The sequence below is a fragment of the Maribacter flavus genome (assembly GCF_008386635.1).
Lineage (GTDB): Bacteria > Bacteroidota > Bacteroidia > Flavobacteriales > Flavobacteriaceae > Maribacter > Maribacter flavus.
On the sequence record NZ_VUOE01000001.1, the window covers coordinates 884,550 to 907,097 of the forward strand.

Consider the following 22,548-nt stretch of genomic DNA (forward strand, 5'->3'; position numbering starts at 1 on the left):
TGGAATACCCATCTTGGCCAATAAGCATACTTTGGAATAAAAAAGTAACTTCATGGGGAATCCTCAACTGTTTGGCCGATTCTTCCCCGCTATTTTCATCACAATCCGTACTTTTGGACTTTAAAATTTAAAATCATGACATTACTTTTAATGGCCGCAGGAAGCGGAAGTAGATATGGAAAACTGAAACAGTTCGATGATTTGGGCCCCAAAGGGGAATTCCTCATGGAGTTTGCCATCTACGATGCACTACAGAACGATTTTGAACAGATCGTGGTCATCACCAAAAAGGAAAATGTGTCCTTTTTGGAGGAATATTTAAGTGAAAGATTGCCAAAAAACATTAAAATAAATGTACTGGCCCAGGAATTGACGGATCTGCCCGATGGTGTAGATTACAAAGGTGACCGTCAAAAACCTTGGGGAACCGCACACGCGGTATGGACGGCCAGAAATGTCATTGACGGACCTTTTGTGGTCTTGAATGCGGACGATTATTACGGACAGGCCGTTTATAAAAAGGCTGCCGACTTTATAAAATCCAATAATGAGGCATACGCCCTTCTGGGCTACACCCTAAAGGATACCCTATCCGAACACGGTTCCGTGTCCCGAGGTGTTTGTAAGGTTGAAGGAGATAACTTGGTTTCCGTAAACGAACGGTTAAAATTGGTTCAAAAAGGCGACAAAATCGTTGATGAGGACACCGGTCTGGAATTTACGGGCGATGAACAGGCCAGTATGAACTTTTGGGTTTGCAGGCCTTCCATTTTTGAAAAGATAGATGCCGAGTTGAAGGTATTCCTACAGGACGAGAACAAAATCGCATCCAGCGAGCTGTATCTGCCCTTCATGATCCAAGAGATGCTGCAAGCTAATGAAGCCGAGGTGAAATGTATCCCCTCCGGCGCGGAATGGTTTGGGGTAACCTATGCCAGCGATCGTGAAAAGGCCGTGGAAAACCTACAGGCCAAGACCAATGAGGGACTTTACAAGACACCTTTGTGGTAGAAAACTCTTAAAAAATTAAAAAGGCCGGTAGTTGTTGCTACCGGCCTTTTTTGTGTTTTAACCCAAATTATGCTTTAGGACTTCGTCATGAGGGTTCAAAATACAATAAACACACGTGTTTTCTTAAATTTAGCATAGCATCGCTATGGTTAAATTAAAAAACAGCTTAAACAGGGTGTGTTTTTGAAGTAGTTTGAAGCCGTAATAGATTTTCTATTGCATATTTTGGGTTTAAGGATTACCAAAAGGGTTGAAACTAAAAAGAGTCCGACTTTGTGAAGCCAGACTCTTTTACGAGAACACTATATGAAAATGAAAAATTATTTACTTCTTTATTTTGATGTAAATGTAGCAGCTTTCCTTTCGCTCAAGAACTATTTGTTGTGAGTGAAGTGCTATTTGTTGTCAAACCAACTTAAATTGTGGTTTGCCGAAATTTCCTTCAACATAAGCGGCCAATCTCAGCTGATTCTTACTAGCGCTATGGGAAAATAGCTTAACAATCAGATAACTAAAAGATAAGTTACACCTAACCGAAATAGCGCGTTAAAGCATCAATTTTGTAGTCGGAGATTTTCTTTGTATGAAACCCTCATCGAGGGATTTTTTAGGGTGAACTATATATCTCACTTAAAGGAAATATTCATTTAGGGATCTCTTATACTTTATATGAACCTGTGAAAATAAGACTGAAACCTCTTACTTCATTTTCCTCAAGTTTTTCAGTAAACTCACCGGTAAGTCTATCATACTTAAGAAAAAATCACCACCAATTCATCGACCCTTATGAAAAAAAGACCTGTTGATATCGTGGTCATATCAGATGTGCATTTAGGCACCTATGGATGCCATGCCAACGAACTATTGCAATACCTCAAGTCAATTGCTCCCAAGGAAGTTATACTAAACGGTGACATTATTGACATTTGGCAGTTCAGTAAGCGCTTCTGGCCCAAATCGCATATGAAGGTGGTCAAATACCTTATGGGCTGGATCACAAAGGGCATCAAAGTGCATTACATTACAGGGAACCACGATGAAATGCTACGAAAATTTACGGGCTTTCAAATGGGTTCCTTAAGTATTGTCAACAAAGTGGTTTTGCCCGTTCACGGTAAAAAAGCATGGTTTTTTCACGGGGATGTCTTTGATGTGACCATGCAGCATTCCAAGTGGGTCGCCAAACTTGGGGCCAAGGGCTATGACTTTTTGATTCTGTTGAACAAGGGTATTAACTTTATCAGCAAACAATTGGGACGCGGACCTATTTCCATGTCCAAAAAAATAAAGAACGGCGTAAAATCCGCAGTCAAATTCATCAACAACTTTGAAACGACGGCCTCTGAAATAGCCATAGAAAATGGCTATGAATACGTTGTATGCGGACATATTCATCAACCCGAAATTCGCAAAATTTCTACGGATAAAGGAGAAGTAACCTACCTAAATTCTGGGGATTGGATAGAAAACCTAACTGCGTTGGAATACAACCACGGTCAATGGGAGCTCTACTCCTTTTACAATGATAAGGGCATACAAAATCAATTGGAGGATCCTCATGAGGAACATCCGGTCCTTGAAAGGGCCGAACTGTTCCAAAGCCTTTTGGATGAATTCAGGACAAGCGGATTGGTAAAACTAAAATAATACGACAGAAGTTTATGCGGGTATTATATGCCATTCAAGGTACCGGAAACGGCCATTTAAGCAGGGCAAGGGACGTAATTCCGGCCCTGCTCGATGAAAATATAGACCTGGATATCCTAATCAGTGGTACACAGGCCGATATAGACTTACCCTATACGATAAAATACCGATGCAAGGGATTGAGTTTCATATTCGGCAAAAAAGGGGGTGTGGATATGTGGAAGACCTACGTAAAATCGAACACCTTGCGATTGCAAAAGGAAATCCGAAGCATTCCGGTCCAGGACTACCATTTGATCATCAATGATTTTGAACCTGTTTCCGCATGGGCCTGCAAACTGGCGGAAAAGCCTTGCTTTAGTTTCAGCCATCAATCGGCCGTACTATCCAAAAACGCCCCCAAACCAAAGAAAAAGGACAGCTTGGGTAAAATGATACTAAAGAACTATGCGCCCGGCAGCCATCACTTTGGACTGCATTTTAAATCCTATGACGAGGGTATTTTTACGCCCATTATCAGGGCCGATATTCGTAATGCAAACGTTTACGAGGGGGAACACTACACGGTCTATCTTCCATCCTACAGTGATGGAAAAATCATTCATTTTCTTTCACAAATACCCAATGTAAAGTGGGATGTATTTTCCAAGCACAACAACCGGGAAACGGTCACCAAGAATTTGAGCATACGCCCCATTACCAATGAAGCCTTTGTGCAAAGTATGGCCACTAGCAAGGGTGTTCTATGCGGGGCAGGTTTTGAAACGCCAGCGGAAGCACTTTATATGCAAAAGAAGCTACTCGTAGTTCCTATGAAAGGTCAATATGAACAACAATGCAATGCGGCCGCTTTGCAGGAAATGAACATTCCCGTCATAAAATCCTTAAAGGAAAAGCACCTGCCCAAGGTCATGGATTGGGTGGAATCCAATAAAAAAATTGAAGTAGATTACCCCAATATTACCAGTGAAATAGTTCAAAAACTACTTCAGAAAAGCTTGCAGGAATAAGTCTCCAAATGACGAAAAAGATTCACTCCTCAGATTTTGGCAAGAATTTTATTTGGGGGGTCTCCACGGCCGCTTTCCAGATTGAGGGGGCCCATGACAAACATGGCAAAGGGCCCTCCATTTGGGACGTTTTTACCTCAAGGAAGGGAAAAATTCGCGGAAACGATACGGCCAAAACCAGTTGTGATTTTTACCACAGGTACAAGGAAGATATCGACCTGATGAAATCCTTGAATATCCCAAATTTTAGGTTCTCCATTTCCTGGAGCAGGATATTGCCTACGGGCACGGGTAAAATAAATACGGAGGGAATTGCCTTCTACAATAGGGTCATCGACTATTGCCTGGAACAGGACATAACTCCTTGGATCACTTTATACCATTGGGACCTACCCCACGAGCTTGAGTTGAAGGGAGGATGGACCAACAGGGAAATCCTGGATTGGTTCGAGGAATACACTAAGGTTTGCGCCCAATCCTTTGGCGACCGGGTCAAACATTGGATGGTACTGAACGAACCTATGGTGTTTACCGGCGGTGGCTATTTTTTGGGAGTCCACGCCCCGGGAAAAAAAGGAATGCGCAATTTTCTTCCTGCCGTTCATCACGCGCAATTGTCTCAAGCGGTTGGGGGACGCATGATTCGAAAATGGATTCACGATGCAAAAATTGGAACTACATACTCCTGTTCCTACATTGTACCAAAAAACAAATCACCAAGGAACATCAGGGCGGCAAAAAGGGTGGATGCCCTTTTAAACCGACTCTTCATAGAGCCCGTCCTAGGTCTGGGCTATCCCGAAAAAGATTTGCCGATCTTAATAAAACTAAAGCCTTTTATCCTACCCGGGGATATGGGAAAAAGCCAATTTGAATTTGACTTCATCGGCATACAAAATTATACGAGGGAGGTCGTACAACACAGTTATTTTATACCTTATATCAAAGCTAAAATCATTGAAGCACCGAAAAGAAAGGTAATTACCACGTTGATGGATTGGGAAGTATATCCACCCAGTATCTATGAAATGATACGCAAATACAGTGAGTATTGTACTATGCCGAATCTTATCATCACCGAGAACGGGGCCGCATTTCAGGATACGTTCACGGAGGGAAAAATAAAGGACAAGAAAAGACAAAAGTTCCTTAAGGACCACTTGGAGCAAGTGCTAAAAGCCAAAAAGAAAGGCCTAAACGTTCATGGATACTTCGTGTGGACGCTCACGGATAATTTTGAGTGGGCCGAAGGCTACCACCCCGGTTTTGGTTTGGTCCACGTTGATTTCAAAACGCAAAAACGCACCGTGAAAAAATCGGGAAAGTGGTATAAAAACTTTTTAAAGGATTCCTAGCAATTGGATAAAAAAAAAAGAAAAGCCGATGCTCCCATCGGCTTAAGCTAACTAACTCAAAAATTACATGAATCTTAATTACACGCAGGGCAAAAATAAGACCCTATTTTTGAGGATATGTTAAGATAACCTAAGCAATTTGTTATCTTATTTAAAGGCCTGATGCCCCGTAATATCCGCTCCTGTAATCAAGAGATGAATATCATGGGTACCCTCATAGGTAATGACACTCTCCAAATTCATCATGTGGCGCATGATGCTGTAGTCCCCGGTAATGCCCATACCGCCCAAAACTTGTCGGGCTTCCCTGGCTATGTTGATGGCCATTTCCACATTGTTCCGTTTTGCCATGGAAATCTGGGCCGTTGTGGCCCTACCTTCGTTCTTTAACTGCCCTAGACGGAATGCCAACAATTGTGCCTTGGTGATTTCGGTAATCATTTCGGCCAATTTTTTCTGTTGCAATTGAAAAGCGGCGATTGGCTTGCCAAATTGCATCCGCTCCTTCGCATATCGCAAGGCCGTATCATAGCAATCCATGGCAGCTCCAATGGCGCCCCATGAAATTCCATATCGGGCAGAGTCCAAGCAACCCAATGGCGCTCCTAGACCCGATTTGTTCGGTAACAAATTCTCCTTGGGCACTTTTACATTGTCGAAAATAAGTTCGCCTGTTGCCGACGCCCTTAGGGACCATTTGTTATGAGTTTCGGGTGTGGAAAATCCTTCCATGCCCCTTTCCACGATGAGTCCATGGATCCTGCCCTCCTCGTTCTTGGCCCAAACCACGGCAATGTCCGCAAATGGCGAATTGGAGATCCACAATTTTGCCCCGTTCAACAGATAATGGTCGCCCATAGCCTTAAACTTGGTCTCCATACCGCCCGGATTGGAACCGTGATTGGGTTCCGTTAACCCGAAACAGCCCATCATTTCACCGCTTGCCAATTTAGGTAGGTACTTTTTACGCTGTTCCTCAGTTCCATAGGTATAGATTGGATACATCACCAACGAGGACTGCACGGAAGCTGTGGAACGCACCCCACTGTCCCCGCGCTCTATTTCCTGCATGATAAGCCCATAACTGATCTGATCTAGACCTGCTCCTCCATACTCTTCTGGGATATACGGGCCAAACGCCCCTATTTCTGCTAATCCACCAATAATCTGCTTAGGGAATTGGGCCTTTTGGGCATACGTTTCTATAATGGGGGAAATATCCCTTTTTACCCATTGCCTAGCGGCATCACGTACCAATTTATGTTCATCGGAGAGTAAGTCATCCAAATTATAATAGTCGGGCGCTTCGAATAAGTCGGTTCTCATATATAGGATTTATAAGTGACGTAAAAATATAACATTGTAAAAACAATAAGTTACATTTTTAGATAAAAGTCCTTGGTCAAGGCCACGTATGCTTCGGTATATTCATGCCTTTCCTTTTCGATGGTCAATGTTTCGACTATTGCATCGGCCTTTGTCCTCGAAAATTCTATCAGACTACGCTTTAATGGGGCATCGCTGTGTCCCCTTACGCTACATATCCTCCAGACGTAAAGACCCGAGGTATTTGCCAGTGCGATAAACTCCTCGGTTTCCTTGTAGGGGATTATGACCGAAAACGTACCTCTATCGGACAATAACTTGGAAACACTTTCCACCAATTCCGTAAAGGGCAACGTATCGTTCTGGCGCGCCAAGTCCCTTGAGGTATTACCACTGGATACGGTTTCACTATAAAATGGCGGATTACTTATGATCAAATCATAGACCTCGTCCACTTCATCTACAAACTCGTCCAATCCAGCATGATAGCAGTATAGTCGGTCGCCCCACGGTGAGGCCTCAAAATTTTCGACACACTGTTCGTAGGCATTTTCATCGATTTCAAGGGCATCGATTGTAGGCGCATCGCATCTTTGAGCCAACATTAAGGATAATACACCTGTACCTGCACCAATATCCAAAATGGATTGTGGCTCAAAATCTACGTTCGTCCAAGCGCCTAAAAGGACACCATCGGTCCCTATTTTCATCGCACAACGTTCTTGGTCAATTTTAAATTTTTTAAAGCAAAAAGTATCCTTCAATGTGTTGTTTTTTGAGGTGTATGAAAATTTTGAAGGGCCTAGGTTCCAAAAAAAAGGAAAAAACTAAACCCTTGAAAAAATCTTCCGTACATAAACATACATAAAAACAATTATTATGAAACTTAGAAAAACATTCAGATTTATCCTGCCCATAGTCATGGGCGCAATGCTCGTTACTTCATGTAGTGATGATGACGGCGATTTTATTCCTCCAATAGTGGACGGAGGCGATTCCGAAACCTATCAACTGAGCTCCGTTTCCAACCCCGACATCTCGGGTACAGCCAAAATTATTGACAATGAGGACAACTCCATAACCGTAGAACTGGAACTGCAAAATACGCCCAGTGGCGGTATGCATCCGGCCCATATCCATTTCAACACCGCAGTGGAAGGTGGAGATATCGCAATTACCCTGGGTACGGTTGATGGTTCAACCGGCATGAGTTCGGTTACGTTTTCAACGCTTGACGACGGTACGCCCATTACCTATGAAGAATTGTTGGATTTTGACGGTTACATCAATGTACATGCCAGTGCAGATGACCTGGAAACCCTGGTTGCGCAGGGCGATATAGGCCAGAACGAACTGAACGGCGAGACGAAAGTTTACGAACTAGGAAGCGTGGCGATTGAAGATATTAGTGGTACCGCTACCTTCGCCGAACGTGTGAACGGGGAAGCGTTGGCCACCATTGTGCTGAACAATACGCCCGCTGATGGCATGCATCCAGGACACATTCATATGAACACGGCTGCAGAAGGTGGTGATATTGCCTTCACTTTCAATCCAGTCAATGGTGCTACCGGCATAAGTAATACGAATGTCTCCGCGTTGGATGATGGCACCGCTTTTGGTTACAACGATGTGCTAACCTATGACGGATATATCAACATTCACCTAAGCGCGGATGACCTCGCTACTTTAGTAGCCCAGGGGGATATTGGACAAAATGAATTGACCGGTGAGGCCAAAAGCTACGAACTTGGTTCTGTTGACGTTGATGGGATTGATGGTATGGCTACTTTTGAAGAACGGGTAAACGGTGAAGCCTTGGCAACACTTATGTTGAACAACACCCCTGAAGACGGAACACATCCTGCGCACATTCATATGAATACGGCCGCAGAAGGTGGAGACATCATCTTTACGTTCAATCCAGTCGATGGTGCTACCGGTATGAGCATGACCAATGTAACCGCGTTGGATGACGATACTTCATTTGGATATGCCCAAGTATTGGAAGTTGATGGATATATTAATGTTCATTTAAGTGCCGATGATTTGGCCACTTTGGTTGCACAAAGTGATATTGGCCAAAATGAATTGACCGGGGAAGCCAAAACCTACGAATTAGGTTCCGTTGCAGTACCGACCATCTCTGGTACAGCGACCTTCGAAGAGCGTCTAAATGGAGAGGCTTTGGCAACTATCATGCTTGAAGGTACCCCAGATGGTGGTATGCACCCCGGACACATACACGCCAATAGCGCGGCGGAAACGGGCGACATTTTATTTACCTTCAATCCCGTGGATGGAACTACCGGAATGAGCGTGACCAATGTAGCTACCTTGGACGATGACTCGGCTTTTGGATATGATGATGTATTGGAAGTAGACGGATATATCAATATTCACTTGAGTGCGGATGATTTGGCCACTTTGGTAGCCCAAGGAGATATTGGCGAAAATGAGCTCACCGGGACCTCCAAAACCTATGCCTTGGCCACAGTAGATGTACCAGGAATAAGTGGAAGTGCCACCTTTTTTGAACGTGTAAGCGGAAATGCCCTGACGGTAATCGAACTCACAGGAACCCCGGCAGATGGCGTTCACCCAGCCCATATCCATGCGAACAGCGCTGCGGAAACCGGTCCGATAATCTTTAGCTTCAATCCCGTTGATGGAACTACGGGGATGAGTAGCACACATGTGGAAATCTTGGATGACGAGACCCCGTTCAGCTATCAGGATGTGTTGGAAGTAGACGGATATATCAATGTGCATTTAAGTCCGGATGACTTGGCAACCTTGGTTGCGCAAGCTGACATCGGAATAAATGAGTAAACACGTTTCATTATTTGATAAAATAGGGCGACCAAATTTGGTCGCCCTATTTTATTATAAAAAAATCATTTTATCGTACCCTAGCTGGCTCCCTGCGTTCACTGCCTTCCATTCCAGTAAGGCTATCTCCCAATTCGGCCCGCATGGCATCGGCCATAGCGGTAATTTCTGAAATAATCTCCGGATGTAAATCCGCAATGTTGGTGGTCTCACTAACATCGGCCTCCAAATCATACAGTTCAATATCTTTTAGTTTCACCATTTTATAATCTCCTGGCAGCCCGTCCTTACCGGGTTCTTGACCTTCCATGGTTCTATAGGTATGGGGAAAATAAAGTTTCCATTTTCCATAGCGCACCCCAAAGAGTTCATTGACGCGATAGTAATAGAAATAGGCCTTTTGGGGACTATTGTCGGTTTCACCCGTAAAGAGGCCCCAAGCGCTTTTACCATCGATTTTCTTTTGGGGCAATTGTGAATTTGTTGCCTCGGCAATGGTAGGTAAAATATCGATGGACATGACAGGTGCATCCACCACCCTATTGGATGGGATTTTCTTGGGGTATTTCACCAAAAAAGGTTCGCGCTGGCCGCCTTCCCAAGCAGTACCTTTGCCTTCCCTGAGCGGATAGGCACTCCCCGCATGGTTGCCGTAGGAAAGCCAAGGCCCGTTATCCGAAGTAAAAATCACTATGGTATTTTCGGTCAGTGCGTTTTCCTCCAAGGCCCTTAGGATTTCCCCAACGGACCAGTCCAACTCCATGATAACGTCACCGTACAAACCCCTTCCGGATTTCCCCTTAAATTTATCGGATACAAATAAGGGAACATGTGGTTGTGGATGGGGCACGTAAAGAAAAAATGGCTTCTCTTTATTTTTGTTGATAAAATCCACGCTCCTTTCGGTAATGCTTTTTGTGAGGTCTGATTGGTCCGTTAGCGTGTCCAGTATTTTTTCGTTTTCGTACAACGGTAAAGGACCGAAATTGAACACAGGCCCTTGCTGCGGATGCAATGGCCACATATCATTGGAATAGGGAATACCAAAATATTCATCAAATCCATGATTATTGGGCATCAATTCAGGCGCATCGCCCAAATGCCATTTCCCAAAAATTCCGGTAGTATATCCCTGGGACTTGAGCATTTCGGCCAAGGTAGTTTCCTCAGGGTTCAATCCGATCTCGCTATTGGGCATCAATGCATTGTGGATGCCGATTCTATTGGGGTAGCATCCGGTAAGAATACCGGCCCTAGATGCGGAACAGACCGCCTGTGCAGCATAAAAACTAGTGAGCTTCAGTCCCTCCTTGGCCATTTGGTCCAAATTAGGGGTAGCGATGTCATCGGCTCCAAAAACACCTACATCATTGTATCCCTGGTCATCTGTAAAAATTAAAACGACATTAGGTGGCTGAACTTCTTTTGAAGTTGATTTTTGTGGTCTCTCTTGACAAGAACACATAGTAATCAGCATTAAAAAGACAAATCCTTTAAAATTTAATTGTTTCATGTGTTTTTTATTGTTGTTTTTGATAAGTCACATGTAACCATTAACGATTACACTATTTTTTTTTAAGGATTATTCTAAATCATGTCGGTTTCATTGACACTATTTCAAAAATACCCAGTTAAATTACTTGTAAGATGCCATGAATATAATTAATTTCCGAACGTATATTTTGAATGACCTTGACCAAAATGAATTTAAATAAGATCTTTAAGAAGAACCGCTCATTTTCATTTCTTTTAGTTTACGGCTTTTTGATTGTAGGATTACTTAGCTGCTCAAACCAAGAAAAAAAGGAAGTAGATAAAGATAGTGTGGCAGATGTGATCGCCTCGATGTCAGATACCCTTCCTATTGTTTCCTTACCTCCGGATGTGGATCCAGAGCATGAAGATTGGAAAGGCGCGGATCTAGATCCAAAATCCCCCGTACTTCCCTTATATCCAGAAGAAGAGGCCAAAAAATTTCTATTGCCCGAAGGCTACCATATTGAACCGATACTTACCGAACCCCAAATTGAACAGCCCGGTGCCATCGCTTTCGACGGTAATGGGAGAATGTTCGTTCTAGAATTGCGTACTTATATGCTTACGGCCGATTCTGACGGCACCTTGGAACCTACAAGTAGAATCTCCAGATGGGAGGATACCGATAATGACGGAATCTATGAAACGGGAACTGTCTTCGTGGACAGTCTTATTTTTCCCCGATTTGTACTGCCCTACGGAAAGGATGCCGTACTGACCATGAATTCAGATGAGGATAATGTATATAAATTTTCCGACACCAATGGTGACGGCAAGGCCGATAAAAAAGAACTCTTCACCACAAATTACGGTAGATCAGGGAACGTAGAGCACCAACAGGCCTTTATGTATTACAACATGGACAACTGGATGTACAGCACCTATAACGCCTTCCGGGTCAGGGAAACGCCTACTGGAGTCATCCGTGAAAATACGGGATATAACCGGGCACAATGGGGCGTAACACACGATGATGATGGAAAGGTTTGGTTTTTGGGAGGTGCAAGCGGCCTACCATCCCAATTTCAACAACCCGTACATTATGGTAATTTCGATTATGAGGATACCGACAATTATGCCGAAGGTTTTGAGGAACCGTGGGGCGCACCTGTATTGATCGGCGATCTTCAGGAAGGAATGGATCGAGTTCGTGAAAACAATGGTGGTCCAAAGAGGGTAACCGGTGCGGCCGGAAACGATATCTACCGTGGCGACCGATTACCCAAAGAATTATACGGACAATTGTTCTATGGAGAACCAGTAGCTCGGATTGTTCGCCAGGTTGATCCGGTGGTCAACGAAGGAATCACCACCTTGCACAACGCATTCCAGGACCAAAAATCCGAGTTCCTTCGATCCACAGACCCTTTGTTCAGACCGGTAGATATGACCACCGCACCAGACGGAACCATGTATATTACGGATATGTACCATGGAATTATACAGGAAGGGCAATGGGCGCAAAAGGGTACCTACCTTCGCGCAAAAATTGAGCAGTACCAGCTGGATAAGGTCATTGGATTAGGGCGTATTTGGCGTATTACCCATGACAGCAAGGAGCGGGACAAGACCAAGCCGAATATGCTGAATGAAACACCGGCCCAACTTGTAAAACATTTGGAGCATCCCAATGGTTGGTGGCGGGACAAGGCACAACAGTTGATCGTGTTGTCACAGGATAGAAGTATCGTTCCAGAACTTGAAGCCATGGTTAATAATAGCGATAATACATTGGCTCGTTTCCATGCCTTGTGGTGCTTGGAGGGCCTGGGTTCGTTGAAAGAGAAAATGGTTGAAAAATTAATGGAAGACCCCAATCCCAGAATGCGTATTCAAGCCATGCGTGCGGGGGAAACACTTTATAAGTCGGGTAAAAAATCGCTTGGAAAGGATTATTTAAAATTATTTGAGGAAAAAAATGTAGATGTAGTATTACAGGCAGTTTTGTCGGCACACATTCTTGAAGTCCCATCCTTCGACATTGCCCTTAAAAAATTACTCAAGTCCAATTCGGCCAAAGGAATACAGACCATTGGCAAACAGATTTTAGAACCAAAAGAAGTCAAAAATTGGTGGGAAGTTGGCAATAATCAGCTTACCGAAGCCCAAAAGAACAGCTTGGAAAAAGGAAAGGTCATCTTCAACGAACTCTGTGTACAATGTCATGGAAACGATGGCACAGGAACACCCGTTGGAGATGGTTTGGTCATGGCACCGGCCTTAAGCGGTTCCACCCGAGTACAATCGCACCCGGAATATGTTATTAAAACGGTGATGCACGGATTGGAAGGCCCATTGGATGGAAAAACCTATCCAGCAGGTATTATGGTAGGTAACAAAGAACAATCCGATGAATGGATTGCGTCGATTGTATCCTATATTCGAACCAACTTATCCAATGAAGCAACTTTAGTATCCGCTGAGGATGTACATAACGTTAGGACCAAATCGGAGGAGCGCAACGCGCCTTATGTATATGATGAGTTAATGACATCGGTTCCGCAACTCCTTGTGCCAAGCGAAGATTGGAATATTACGGCAAGCCATTCCGTACCCACAAGAATTGGTGGCCGGGCCTCCCCTACCAGTGCGTTTAATTTTGAGGGATGGAGTTCTGGAGGTAATCAGGAAGAGGGCATGTGGTTTCAAGTAGAGTTCCCGGAACCTATGAGCGTCTCTGAAGTTCACTATAACGCGACCCCAATTTCTAGAGGTTGGCGTCCCGGATCGCCACCGCCACTTCACACCTATCCGCGTGGCTATAGATTAGAAACCTCCATGGATGGAATTTCATGGAAAGAAATTGAAAAAGGCGAAGGAGAACAGGCAGATGTTTCCCTGATTTTCGACCCTGTTGAGGCCAAGTTTATTCGTATAAGCTTAACGAAAAACTTTGGCCCACAAGAGGACCGTGAAATACCATGGTCCATGAGACAAATGAAGATTTATGGAGCATCAAAAAAACCTGTATTATGAATAACAAAAAAAACACAGTTTCAAGAAGAAACTTCGTAGCGAATTCAGCCGCTTTGGCCATTGGGACAACACTGATTGGTCCAAATATTTTTGGAAAAAATAGGTTGCTGAATTCAGCTGTCCCAAGCTCTAAAATAAATGGGGTGCAAATCGGGGTAATTACGTATTCCTTTAGAAGTATGCCTGACCAAAGTGCAGAAGCTACGCTACAATATGTGTTGGATTCGGGCATTAACGCCATTGAATTAATGGGAGATCCGGCTGAATCCTTTGCTGGGAAACCCGAAAGTTCTTTGGACAGACGAACGCTTTGGGGATTAATGCGCTCCAAAAGGGAAGGAACCATAACAGCAGCGGATGAAAAAAAATTGACGGAAATGCAAAAGGCCATGGACGTCTATAATGCAGAAGTGGCTAAATGGAGGGCTCAAGTTTCTATGGACAAGTTCAAGGAACTTAAGAAAATGTATAATGATGCCGGGGTAACCATTTACGCATTTAAGCCCAATGCATTTGGCAAGGACAATACCGATGAAGAAATAAACTATGGGTTCAAGGCCGCAAAGGCCCTAGGGGCATCCCATGTGACCCTTGAACACCCAAGTGATGACGAGCACACGAAAAAATTAGGGGAAATGGCCGCGAAACATGGGATTTATGTTGCCTATCACGGACACACCCAACAAACGCCAACTTTTTGGGATACAGCCCTGAAGCAATCCAAATACAACGCGCTCAACTTGGATTTAGGTCATTTTGTAGCAGCAGGTAATGAAGCTCCGCTTGAAATTATGAAGGAAAAACATGATCATATCAAGAGTATGCATGTAAAGGATAGGCAAACACCGGAACATGGCCAAGGCAATGTCGTATGGGGCGAGGGAGATACTCCTCTGGCAGAAGCACTTCAATTGATGCGCGATAATGGATATTCCTTTCCGGCCACAATAGAATTGGAATACGATATTCCTGAAGGTTCCGATGCCATTGCGGAAGTAAAGAAATGCTTGGAATTTGCCAAAGAAGCATTGGAAGGTTAAGAAAGGTAAAGGTCTACCAAGCCTTCTGGAGTAGTCACGGAAATAGTTTTGCCTTGCCGGTCTACTTTTTTGATAATTTCATCATTGATGGGGATTAACAATTGTTTGTCCCCATTTTTAATTTCAAAGAGCGCTTGGGAAGTAGTGTCGTTAACACCTTCGATTACCCCGATATCTCCATGAACATCATCCAAAACGGAGAAACCAATGACCTCATGGTAATAGAATTTGTTGCCGGTAAGTTTAGGCAGCATGGTCAAGGGCAGATAAAGATCGCATCTCATGATTCGATCCGCATCAGATTCGTCCTTTACTTCCTCAAAATCTATTCGTAGCAAATTGGATTTATGGAGCCTACAGCGTTGAATAAAAAATGGAACCAGATTGTTTCCCAATGAAACAAATACTGATTCCATATTTTCGTATATCTCCGGGTCATCGGTATCCAGCTTTACAAGTACCTCCCCTTTAAAACTATATTTTGAAACGATTTTGCCTAGGTAGAAACAATCTTCCTTTCGCATCGTTACAAATACTATTCTCCTTCTTTAGGAGCTTCCTCCTCTTTCATTTCAGGAGCGGCAGGAGCCTCTTCTGGAACCTCGGGAGCTTCCTCAACAGCCTCTACCTCTTCCTCTGCACTTTCACCTTCAGGAGTTTCAGGAAGTTCTGCAGCCGCAGCTTCAGCAGCTCTCTTTTCGTTTATTTCCTTTTCGGCAGCCAATGCTTTTGCCTTGGCTTCTTCTTTTGCTTTATCCAATCCACCTTTTTTGGCATCAATTGCAGCTTCCTTTTCAGCTACCCATGCGTTGAATTTTTCTTCTACCTGCTCCTCGGTCAAGGCTCCCTTGGCAACACCTCCCAACAAATGTCTCTTCAAAAGAACTCCTTTATAAGAAAGAATCGCTTTTGCAGTATCTGTTGGCTGTGCACCGTTCTGTAACCATTTAACGGAACTATCAACATCCAATTCTATAGTAGCTGGGTTCGTATTAGGATTGTAGATTCCTAATTTTTCCAAGAATTTACCATCACGTTTGGCTCTTGAATCGGCGGCAACCACCCAATAAAATGGTTTACCTTTTTTACCGTGTCTCTGTAATCTAATCTTAACTGGCATATCACATTAATTTGTAGGGTGCCCGACCCTTGGTTATTAATTCTATTTATCCTTGAAAAAGGGCTGCAAATGTAATTTAATTAGTTTGATTTGGCAATGATTAAAACTAAAAAATAAACCCTAGGATGTTAAATGCATTTAAGATACCCTCATAAATAACGTTAAACCTATGCTAAACCCCCGTAAATACTTGGGTTTCCGAGATTTTCCTGTACCTTATATAGTGTAGTTATTGAAAGACAATAACCGTTATAAATTTAAATGATAAGATAGATTATGAAGTATTCAGAAAAAATTTCTAACAGGTTAAATGATTTGTTGACCAAAACGTACGACGCAGAAAAGGTATATAAGCTGGCACAGGATAAAGTAGATAATCCAACCGTAAAAAAATTTCTTGCGGATAAGGTTCTACAGCGCTATAATTTTGGCCATGAACTTAAGAGAGAAATTCAAACTTACGGAGAACTGCCGGATAAAGGTGGAAGCACCAAAGGCGACTTGCACAGAACATGGATGAATTTAAGTGCAAGCCTCAGTTCGAATAGTACTGAACGCATCCTGGAAGAAGTAGAGCGCGGTGAAAAGGCCAGTCTGGAAGAATACAACGAAATTCTAAAGGACGATAATATGGAACTCGCACCAACTACCCAAGAAATCCTGATCAAGCATAGAAACCAGATTGAGAGCGCTTTAAACAATGCCAGGATTTATGAGAAAGCGATTTCCTAAAAAATATCTAACCATAAATATGAATGTAAAGCGGACGCTAAAACGTCCGCTTTTTTTGGTTGATAACTCCTAGCAACTACACTTTTTCCAAACGTCACTTTTGAGTATTTTTATAAATCCATTTCTTTTGAATCCCAAACATCAGTTTTCGCAAAATTTTTATTGAATTTGGGCTTCGACTTTTTGGAATTGAACACAAGATTCGTCAATATGTTCCGATTCCCTCGGAATTAAAAAAAATATATGTACCTAATTTTCGACACCGAAACCACTGGACTGCCAAAACGCTGGGACGCCCCCATAACCGACACGGATAACTGGCCCCGATGTATCCAAATCGCATGGCAATTGCACGATGCCATGGGCAACCTTTTGGACCAGCAGGATTATCTGGTAAAACCTGAAGGTTTCAACATTCCTTATGATGCCGAGAAAATCCATGGTATCTCCACTGCCTTGGCGGAACAAGAGGGAGTCCCTTTGGCCGAGGTATTGGAAAAGTTCAATGATGCCATGTCCAAGACCAAGTTCATCGTAGGACAGAACGTTGGGTTCGATATCAAAATCATGGGAGCGGAATTCCACCGGATGGGCGTTGAAAACCCCTTGCAGGAACTTCCGGTCTTGGATACCTGTACGGAACATACGGCCGAACTTTGCCAAATCCCGGGTGGGCGCGGAGGTAAGTTCAAGCTTCCCACGCTAACCGAATTGCACGAATATCTTTTTAAGGAACCCTTTGCGGAAGCCCATAACGCCACCGCGGACGTGGAGGCCACTACCCGCTGCTTTTTGGAGTTGGTCCGGCTCAGACAGTATACGGCCGAGCAATTGGATGTACAGCCCGATTATTTCAGGAATTTCTCCGAAGCCAATCCGCAGGAGATTCAGCTTATCGGCCTAAAGCATATCAACCTAAAAAAAGCATCCAAAAAAATTGCCGATGCCCTCTGGGAAAAGGATACAGGCGGTATCACCAAGGAAGAAATAAAGGAAAACTTGGCCACCTTGGAGACGGCCGCTTTTGCCCATCTCCACAATCATACCCAGTTTTCCATATTGCAATCCACCATCAGCGTACCTGACCTCATCGCGGCGACGGCCAAGGCAAAAATGCCTGCGGTTTCCATAACGGACCATGCCAACATGATGGGTGCCTTTCACTTTGTGAACGGTATCATCAACCATAATAACGGGGTTGCGGCCAGGAACGAAGAAAACAGAAAGCGTTACGAGGCTACCAAAAACGGCACCTTGGAAGAAGGTCAGGAACCCCTGGAAACATTACCGGAACCGGAGCGGGAAATTACGCCCATTGTGGGTTGTGAGTTCCAGGTGTGCGAGGACCATACCAATAAGACCCTAAAGGACAATGGGTACCAAATCGTGATGCTGGCGAAAAACAAGAACGGCTATCTCAATTTGGCCAAAATGTCCTCCATTGCTTTCGTGGACGGTAAATATTATGTTCCCAGAATCGATAAAAAAATCATTGAACAATACAAGGATGACATCATTGTCCTAACGGGAAACCTGTATGGCGAGGTACCGAGCAAAGTTTTAAATGTAGGTGAAAACCAAGCCGAGGAAGCTCTGATATGGTGGAAGGAAACCTTTGGCGACGACCTGTATATTGAAATCATGCGCCACGGGCAGGAAGACGAGGACCGTGTCAACCAGGTTTTGATCCAGTTTGCACAAAAGCACCAAATTAAGTTGGTGGCCACCAACAACACCTATTACGAAAAAAAGGAAAATGCACATGCCCATGATATTTTGCTTTGTGTAAAGGACGGCGAAAAACAATCCACGCCCATTGGTAGGGGCCGTGGCTATCGTTATGGGTTGCCCAATCAGGAGTACTATTTCAAGTCCTCGGATGAAATGAAGGAGCTTTTCAAGGACATCCCAGAGGCCATCATCAACATTCAGGAAATCGTTGACAAAGTAGAGACCTTTACCTTGGCAAGGGATGTCTTGTTACCCGCTTTTAATATTCCCGAAGAATTCCAATTTGAAGAGGATAAACTTGATGGGGGCAAACGCGGTGAAAATAAGTACCTACGTCACATCACCTATGAAGGTGCCAAAAAACGTTACGGGGAAATTACCCCTGAAATTGACGAGCGCCTTGATTTCGAGTTGAAAGTCATTGAAAAAACGGGGTATCCGGGATACTTTTTGATCGTGGAGGATTTCATAAGGGCGGCCCGTGATATGGGGGTTTCGGTAGGACCTGGCCGGGGATCTGCCGCAGGTTCTGCGGTGGCCTATTGCCTTTGGATAACCAATCTCGACCCTATCGAATACGACTTGCTATTTGAGCGTTTCCTCAATCCGGACCGTATCTCCATGCCCGATATCGATATCGACTTTGATGATGAAGGCCGTAGCAGAGTTATGGACTACGTGATCGACAAATACGGATCAAACCAGGTGGCGCAAATTATTACCTATGGTACGATGGCCGCCAAATCTTCCATCCGTGATACGGCACGAGCCTTGGACCTTCCCCTTGGCGATGCCGACCGAATGGCGAAACTGATTCCCAACATGTCCAAGTTGAAAAAAATTATGGGGGTCGATGAGAAAATCCTCAGAAGCAAGTTCAACAGTGACGACATGGTCAAAATCAACGAACTGTTGGCCATTTCAGAAGGGGACGGATTGGAATCCGAAACCTTGAACCAAGCCTATGTTTTGGAGGGTTCCGTACGAAATACAGGAATCCATGCCTGTGGGGTCATCATTACACCTGACGATATCACCAAATTCGTACCAGTGGCCTTGGCGAAGGATTCCGACATGTACTGTACCCAGTTCGACAACTCCGTTGTGGAGAGTGCCGGACTCCTCAAAATGGACTTTTTGGGTCTAAAAACCTTGACCCTTATCAAGGACACCGTTAAGATTGTCAAGGCCAAACATGGCATTGAACTAGATCCTGAGAATTTTCCGTTGGACGATGAAAAAACCTACCAGCTTTTTCAACGTGGGGAAACGATTGGGGTGTTCCAGTACGAATCGCCCGGGATGCAAAAACACATGAGGGCGTTAAAACCTACCGTGTTCGCCGATCTTATTGCCATGAATGCCTTGTATCGACCTGGACCCATGGAATATATTCCCAGCTTTATCGCCAGAAAGCACGGTACGGAGGAAATCGTGTACGACTTGGAGGCTTGCGAGGAATACTTGGCCGAAACCTATGGTATTACGGTATATCAAGAGCAGGTAATGCTCTTGTCCCAAAAATTGGCGGATTTCACCAAAGGCGAAGCGGATGTACTACGAAAGGCCATGGGGAAAAAACAAAAGTACGTGCTGGACAAAATGAAGCCCAAATTCATCCAACAAGCCTCTGCCAAAGGCCATCCGGAGGACAAACTGGAAAAAATATGGAAGGACTGGGAAGCCTTTGCCGCATACGCCTTTAATAAAAGTCACTCTACGTGTTACGCATGGATAGCCTATCAAACGGCCTATTGCAAGGCCCACTATCCTGCCGAATACATGGCCGCGGTGCTCAGTAACAATATGAACGACATTAAGCAGGTCACCTTTTTCATGGAGGAATGTAAGCGCATGGGGCTGGATGTTCTAGGACCGGATGTTAACGAATCGTATTACAAATTCGCAGTGAACAAGGACGGAGCGGTCCGGTTTGGAATGGGGGCCATAAAAGGAGTAGGAAAAGGTGCCGTAGAGGCAATCGTTGAGGAACGAAAGGAAAATGGTCCGTATAAATCGGTTTTTGATATGGCCAAGCGCATCGACCTAAGGGCAGCAAACAAAAAAGCCTTTGAAAACTTGGCACTCGCCGGGGGATTCGATTCCTTGGGGAATTCCCACAGGGCACAATACTTTCATAACGACGGAGACGGAATCACCTTTTTGGAAAAAGTCATCAAGTACGGGGCAAAATTCCAGGAGAACCAAAATTCGGCACAAGTGAGCCTTTTTGGCGATGCCAGTGAAGTCTCCATCCCCGAGCCCATCGTTCCTCCCTGCGAGGAATGGGGTACCATGGAAAAATTAAGAAGGGAAAAGGAGGTAGTGGGCATCTACATTTCAGGCCATCCACTGGATGATTTTAAAACGGAAATCAAAGCGTTCTGCAATGCCAGTCTTTCCCATTGTAGCGACCTTCAAAATTATATCAATAGGGAACTGACCTTTGCGGGGGTCATTACGGATGTACAACACAGGATTTCCAAAAACGGAAAGGGATGGGCCTCCTTTACCATGGAAGATTATACGGACTCCTTTGAGTTCCGGATATTTGGGGAGGAATACCTCAAGTTTAGGCACTTCCTAATGCTAAACTCCTTCGCCTATGTAAAATTGTTCGTGCGGGAAGGATGGGTCAACCGGGAAACCGGACTCAAGGGAGAGCCACGAATGCAGTTCAACAGCTTTATGCTGTTACAGGATGTCATGGAATCCTTTGCCAAAAAATTGACCATTAGGCTGAACATCGATGAATTGGAAGAAGCGCAGGTACACCAACTCAAGGATACCTTGGTTTCCCACAAAGGGGAACACCCTTTGAGCTTTGTGGTGTATGAAATGCAGGAACAGATCAAGGTTCGATTGAGCAGCAGAAAACAAAAAGTACAGATTTCCAGTGAACTATTACAACGACTGGAGGAGCAACAGGTACATTTTAAACTTAATTAGCCAAAAGACCATTTCCATTGAAGAAAAAGATATTTGTCGGCCTTGGTTTAGTATTGCTCGGTTTTATTTCGGTAAAACTATACGAATATCTTTCCGGACCATCGGAGCAGTACACTGATGTAAAAGTGATTGCCTACCATTATAACGGTGAAGGGTACGTAGGATCTGAATCCTGCATGGAATGCCACGGGGATATTTATGAAACCCACTTACAAACGGCACATTACAACACTTCGGAATTCACCACCTTGGACAATATCCATGGTAGTTTTGAAGAAGGGAAAAATGTGGTGAGATTAATGGATGCCGATATTACCATAGTGGATAAAAATGGACATCCGTTTCAGGTTGCCCGATTAAATTATGGAGACCGGAAACAATTTGATTGGAGCATGGACATCACCATAGGCTCAGGACTAAAGGGACAAACCTTTTTGACCAATCAACCCGATGGTTTACATCAACTACAAGCATCCTATTTTGTGCCTACGGACACTTGGATAAATAGCCCAAATTATGCAAATACGTTGGTACCATTGAGGCCCGTAAACGACCAATGCTTAAAATGTCATGTCACTTTTGCCAAAAGCAACAATGAGAACCTAAACTCCAACATGTATGATATGTCCAGAATGGTTTTGGGCGTTGACTGTGAAAAATGCCATGGCCCATCGGAAAAACACGTAATTTTTCAAAGGAAAGGTATAGGAACACAAAAAGATACCACGCTCATAGCCTTGGCTTCCCTGTCAAGGCAGCAAAGACTTGATGTTTGCGCCTCATGCCACTCCGGACTCAGAAGCAATCAAATTCAAAACCCCTTTAAATTCTTACCTGGGGATACGCTATCCAAGTTTTCTAAAAACTTTAACTCACTTAGACCAAGCACGTCTTTGGACGTTCACGGAAACCAGTTTGGATTGCTCATCAGTAGCAAATGTTTTACCCAATCTGAACAGATGGACTGTATGACCTGTCATGACCCCCATAGAAACCAAAGAGGACAATCAGGCTATTTCAACAGTAAATGCATCGAGTGCCATCAACCAAATACAATCACATGTTCTATTTCGCAATCAAAAATGACAGCAAATAACAATGACTGTATACAATGCCATATGCCTATAATACCTTCTAGGAGCATGCAGGTACAATTGACCAAATTGGAAGAATCCACCCCAATTGGGGTCAGAACCCATAACATTGCCATTTACCCAGAAGCCGAGGCAAATGAGTAAATTGGCATAGATTACATCAATCTTTAAATAACCAAAACGAATACC

At 44.0% G+C, this 22,548-nt stretch carries 15 protein-coding genes; 10 read left to right on the plus strand and 5 right to left on the minus strand.

Going from position 1 to position 22,548, the window contains the following annotated elements:
• Positions 1-135: 135 nt before the first annotated feature.
• The 4 genes from F0361_RS03935 to F0361_RS03950 all read left to right on the plus strand — a co-directional run bounded on the left by F0361_RS03935 (position 136) and on the right by F0361_RS03950 (position 5,023).
• A complete protein-coding gene (locus tag F0361_RS03935; protein ID WP_246160798.1) occupies positions 136-1,011 on the plus strand; it encodes a nucleotidyltransferase family protein in 876 nt (291 codons plus the stop codon).
• A 786-nt stretch (positions 1,012-1,797) separates the two neighbouring features.
• Positions 1,798-2,658, plus strand: coding sequence for a UDP-2,3-diacylglucosamine diphosphatase (locus F0361_RS03940; protein WP_154917303.1), 861 nt, complete (start codon positions 1,798-1,800; stop codon positions 2,656-2,658).
• Positions 2,659-2,672: 14 nt separating this feature from the next.
• Complete coding sequence (locus F0361_RS03945) at positions 2,673-3,668, plus strand: glycosyltransferase family protein (RefSeq protein ID WP_154917304.1); 996 nt, start codon at positions 2,673-2,675, stop codon at positions 3,666-3,668.
• Between the two features lie 8 nt (positions 3,669-3,676).
• Positions 3,677-5,023 carry a GH1 family beta-glucosidase gene (locus tag F0361_RS03950; RefSeq protein WP_154917305.1) on the plus strand — a complete coding sequence of 449 codons (1,347 nt, stop codon included), beginning with the start codon at positions 3,677-3,679 and terminating at the stop codon, positions 5,021-5,023.
• 147 nt (positions 5,024-5,170) lie between these two features.
• Here the strand turns inward: F0361_RS03950 and F0361_RS03955 are convergent, their stop codons facing one another.
• Both F0361_RS03955 and F0361_RS03960 read right to left on the minus strand, forming a co-directional pair.
• Entirely contained in the window at positions 5,171-6,349 is a 1,179-nt protein-coding gene (locus tag F0361_RS03955; RefSeq protein ID WP_154917306.1) for an acyl-CoA dehydrogenase family protein, read from the minus strand.
• A gap of 50 nt (positions 6,350-6,399) precedes the next feature.
• On the minus strand, positions 6,400-7,059 hold the full coding sequence (locus F0361_RS03960) for a tRNA1(Val) (adenine(37)-N6)-methyltransferase (RefSeq protein ID WP_154917307.1): 660 nt from the start codon (positions 7,057-7,059) through the stop codon (positions 6,400-6,402).
• Positions 7,060-7,228: 169 nt separating this feature from the next.
• On the opposite strand from F0361_RS03960, the gene F0361_RS03965 reads away from it, so the two are divergent.
• On the plus strand, positions 7,229-9,181 hold the full coding sequence (locus F0361_RS03965; RefSeq protein WP_211361138.1) for a CHRD domain-containing protein: 1,953 nt from the start codon (positions 7,229-7,231) through the stop codon (positions 9,179-9,181).
• 70 nt (positions 9,182-9,251) lie between these two features.
• Here the strand turns inward: F0361_RS03965 and F0361_RS03970 are convergent, their stop codons facing one another.
• Entirely contained in the window at positions 9,252-10,694 is a 1,443-nt protein-coding gene (locus F0361_RS03970) for a sulfatase family protein (RefSeq protein WP_154917308.1), read from the minus strand.
• A 188-nt stretch (positions 10,695-10,882) separates the two neighbouring features.
• Here F0361_RS03970 and F0361_RS03975 point away from each other — a divergent pair, with 188 nt between their 5' ends.
• Entirely contained in the window at positions 10,883-13,693 is a 2,811-nt protein-coding gene (locus F0361_RS03975; RefSeq protein ID WP_154917309.1) for a DUF7133 domain-containing protein, read from the plus strand.
• Positions 13,690-14,733 carry a sugar phosphate isomerase/epimerase family protein gene (locus F0361_RS03980; RefSeq protein ID WP_154917310.1) on the plus strand — a complete coding sequence of 348 codons (1,044 nt, stop codon included), beginning with the start codon at positions 13,690-13,692 and terminating at the stop codon, positions 14,731-14,733. The genes F0361_RS03975 and F0361_RS03980 overlap by 4 nt, the downstream gene beginning before the upstream one ends.
• On the opposite strand, the gene rimM is transcribed toward F0361_RS03980, so the two are convergent.
• Entirely contained in the window at positions 14,730-15,257 is a 528-nt protein-coding gene (gene rimM / locus F0361_RS03985; RefSeq protein WP_154917311.1) for a ribosome maturation factor RimM, read from the minus strand. The genes F0361_RS03980 and rimM overlap by 4 nt on opposite strands.
• Positions 15,258-15,268: 11 nt before the next feature.
• Positions 15,269-15,853 carry a 30S ribosomal protein S16 gene (locus tag F0361_RS03990; RefSeq protein ID WP_094996311.1) on the minus strand — a complete coding sequence of 195 codons (585 nt, stop codon included), beginning with the start codon at positions 15,851-15,853 and terminating at the stop codon, positions 15,269-15,271.
• 276 nt (positions 15,854-16,129) lie between these two features.
• Between F0361_RS03990 and F0361_RS03995 the strand changes: the two genes are divergently transcribed.
• The 3 genes from F0361_RS03995 to F0361_RS04005 all read left to right on the plus strand — a co-directional run bounded on the left by F0361_RS03995 (position 16,130) and on the right by F0361_RS04005 (position 22,503).
• Complete coding sequence (locus F0361_RS03995; RefSeq protein ID WP_154917312.1) at positions 16,130-16,585, plus strand: ferritin-like domain-containing protein; 456 nt, start codon at positions 16,130-16,132, stop codon at positions 16,583-16,585.
• A 243-nt stretch (positions 16,586-16,828) separates the two neighbouring features.
• Positions 16,829-21,265 carry a DNA polymerase III subunit alpha gene (gene dnaE, locus F0361_RS04000; protein WP_154917313.1) on the plus strand — a complete coding sequence of 1,479 codons (4,437 nt, stop codon included), beginning with the start codon at positions 16,829-16,831 and terminating at the stop codon, positions 21,263-21,265.
• 17 nt (positions 21,266-21,282) lie between these two features.
• Positions 21,283-22,503: a multiheme c-type cytochrome gene (locus F0361_RS04005; protein ID WP_154917314.1), complete on the plus strand. Its 1,221-nt coding sequence runs from the start codon at positions 21,283-21,285 to the stop codon at positions 22,501-22,503.
• Positions 22,504-22,548: the final 45 nt, after the last annotated feature.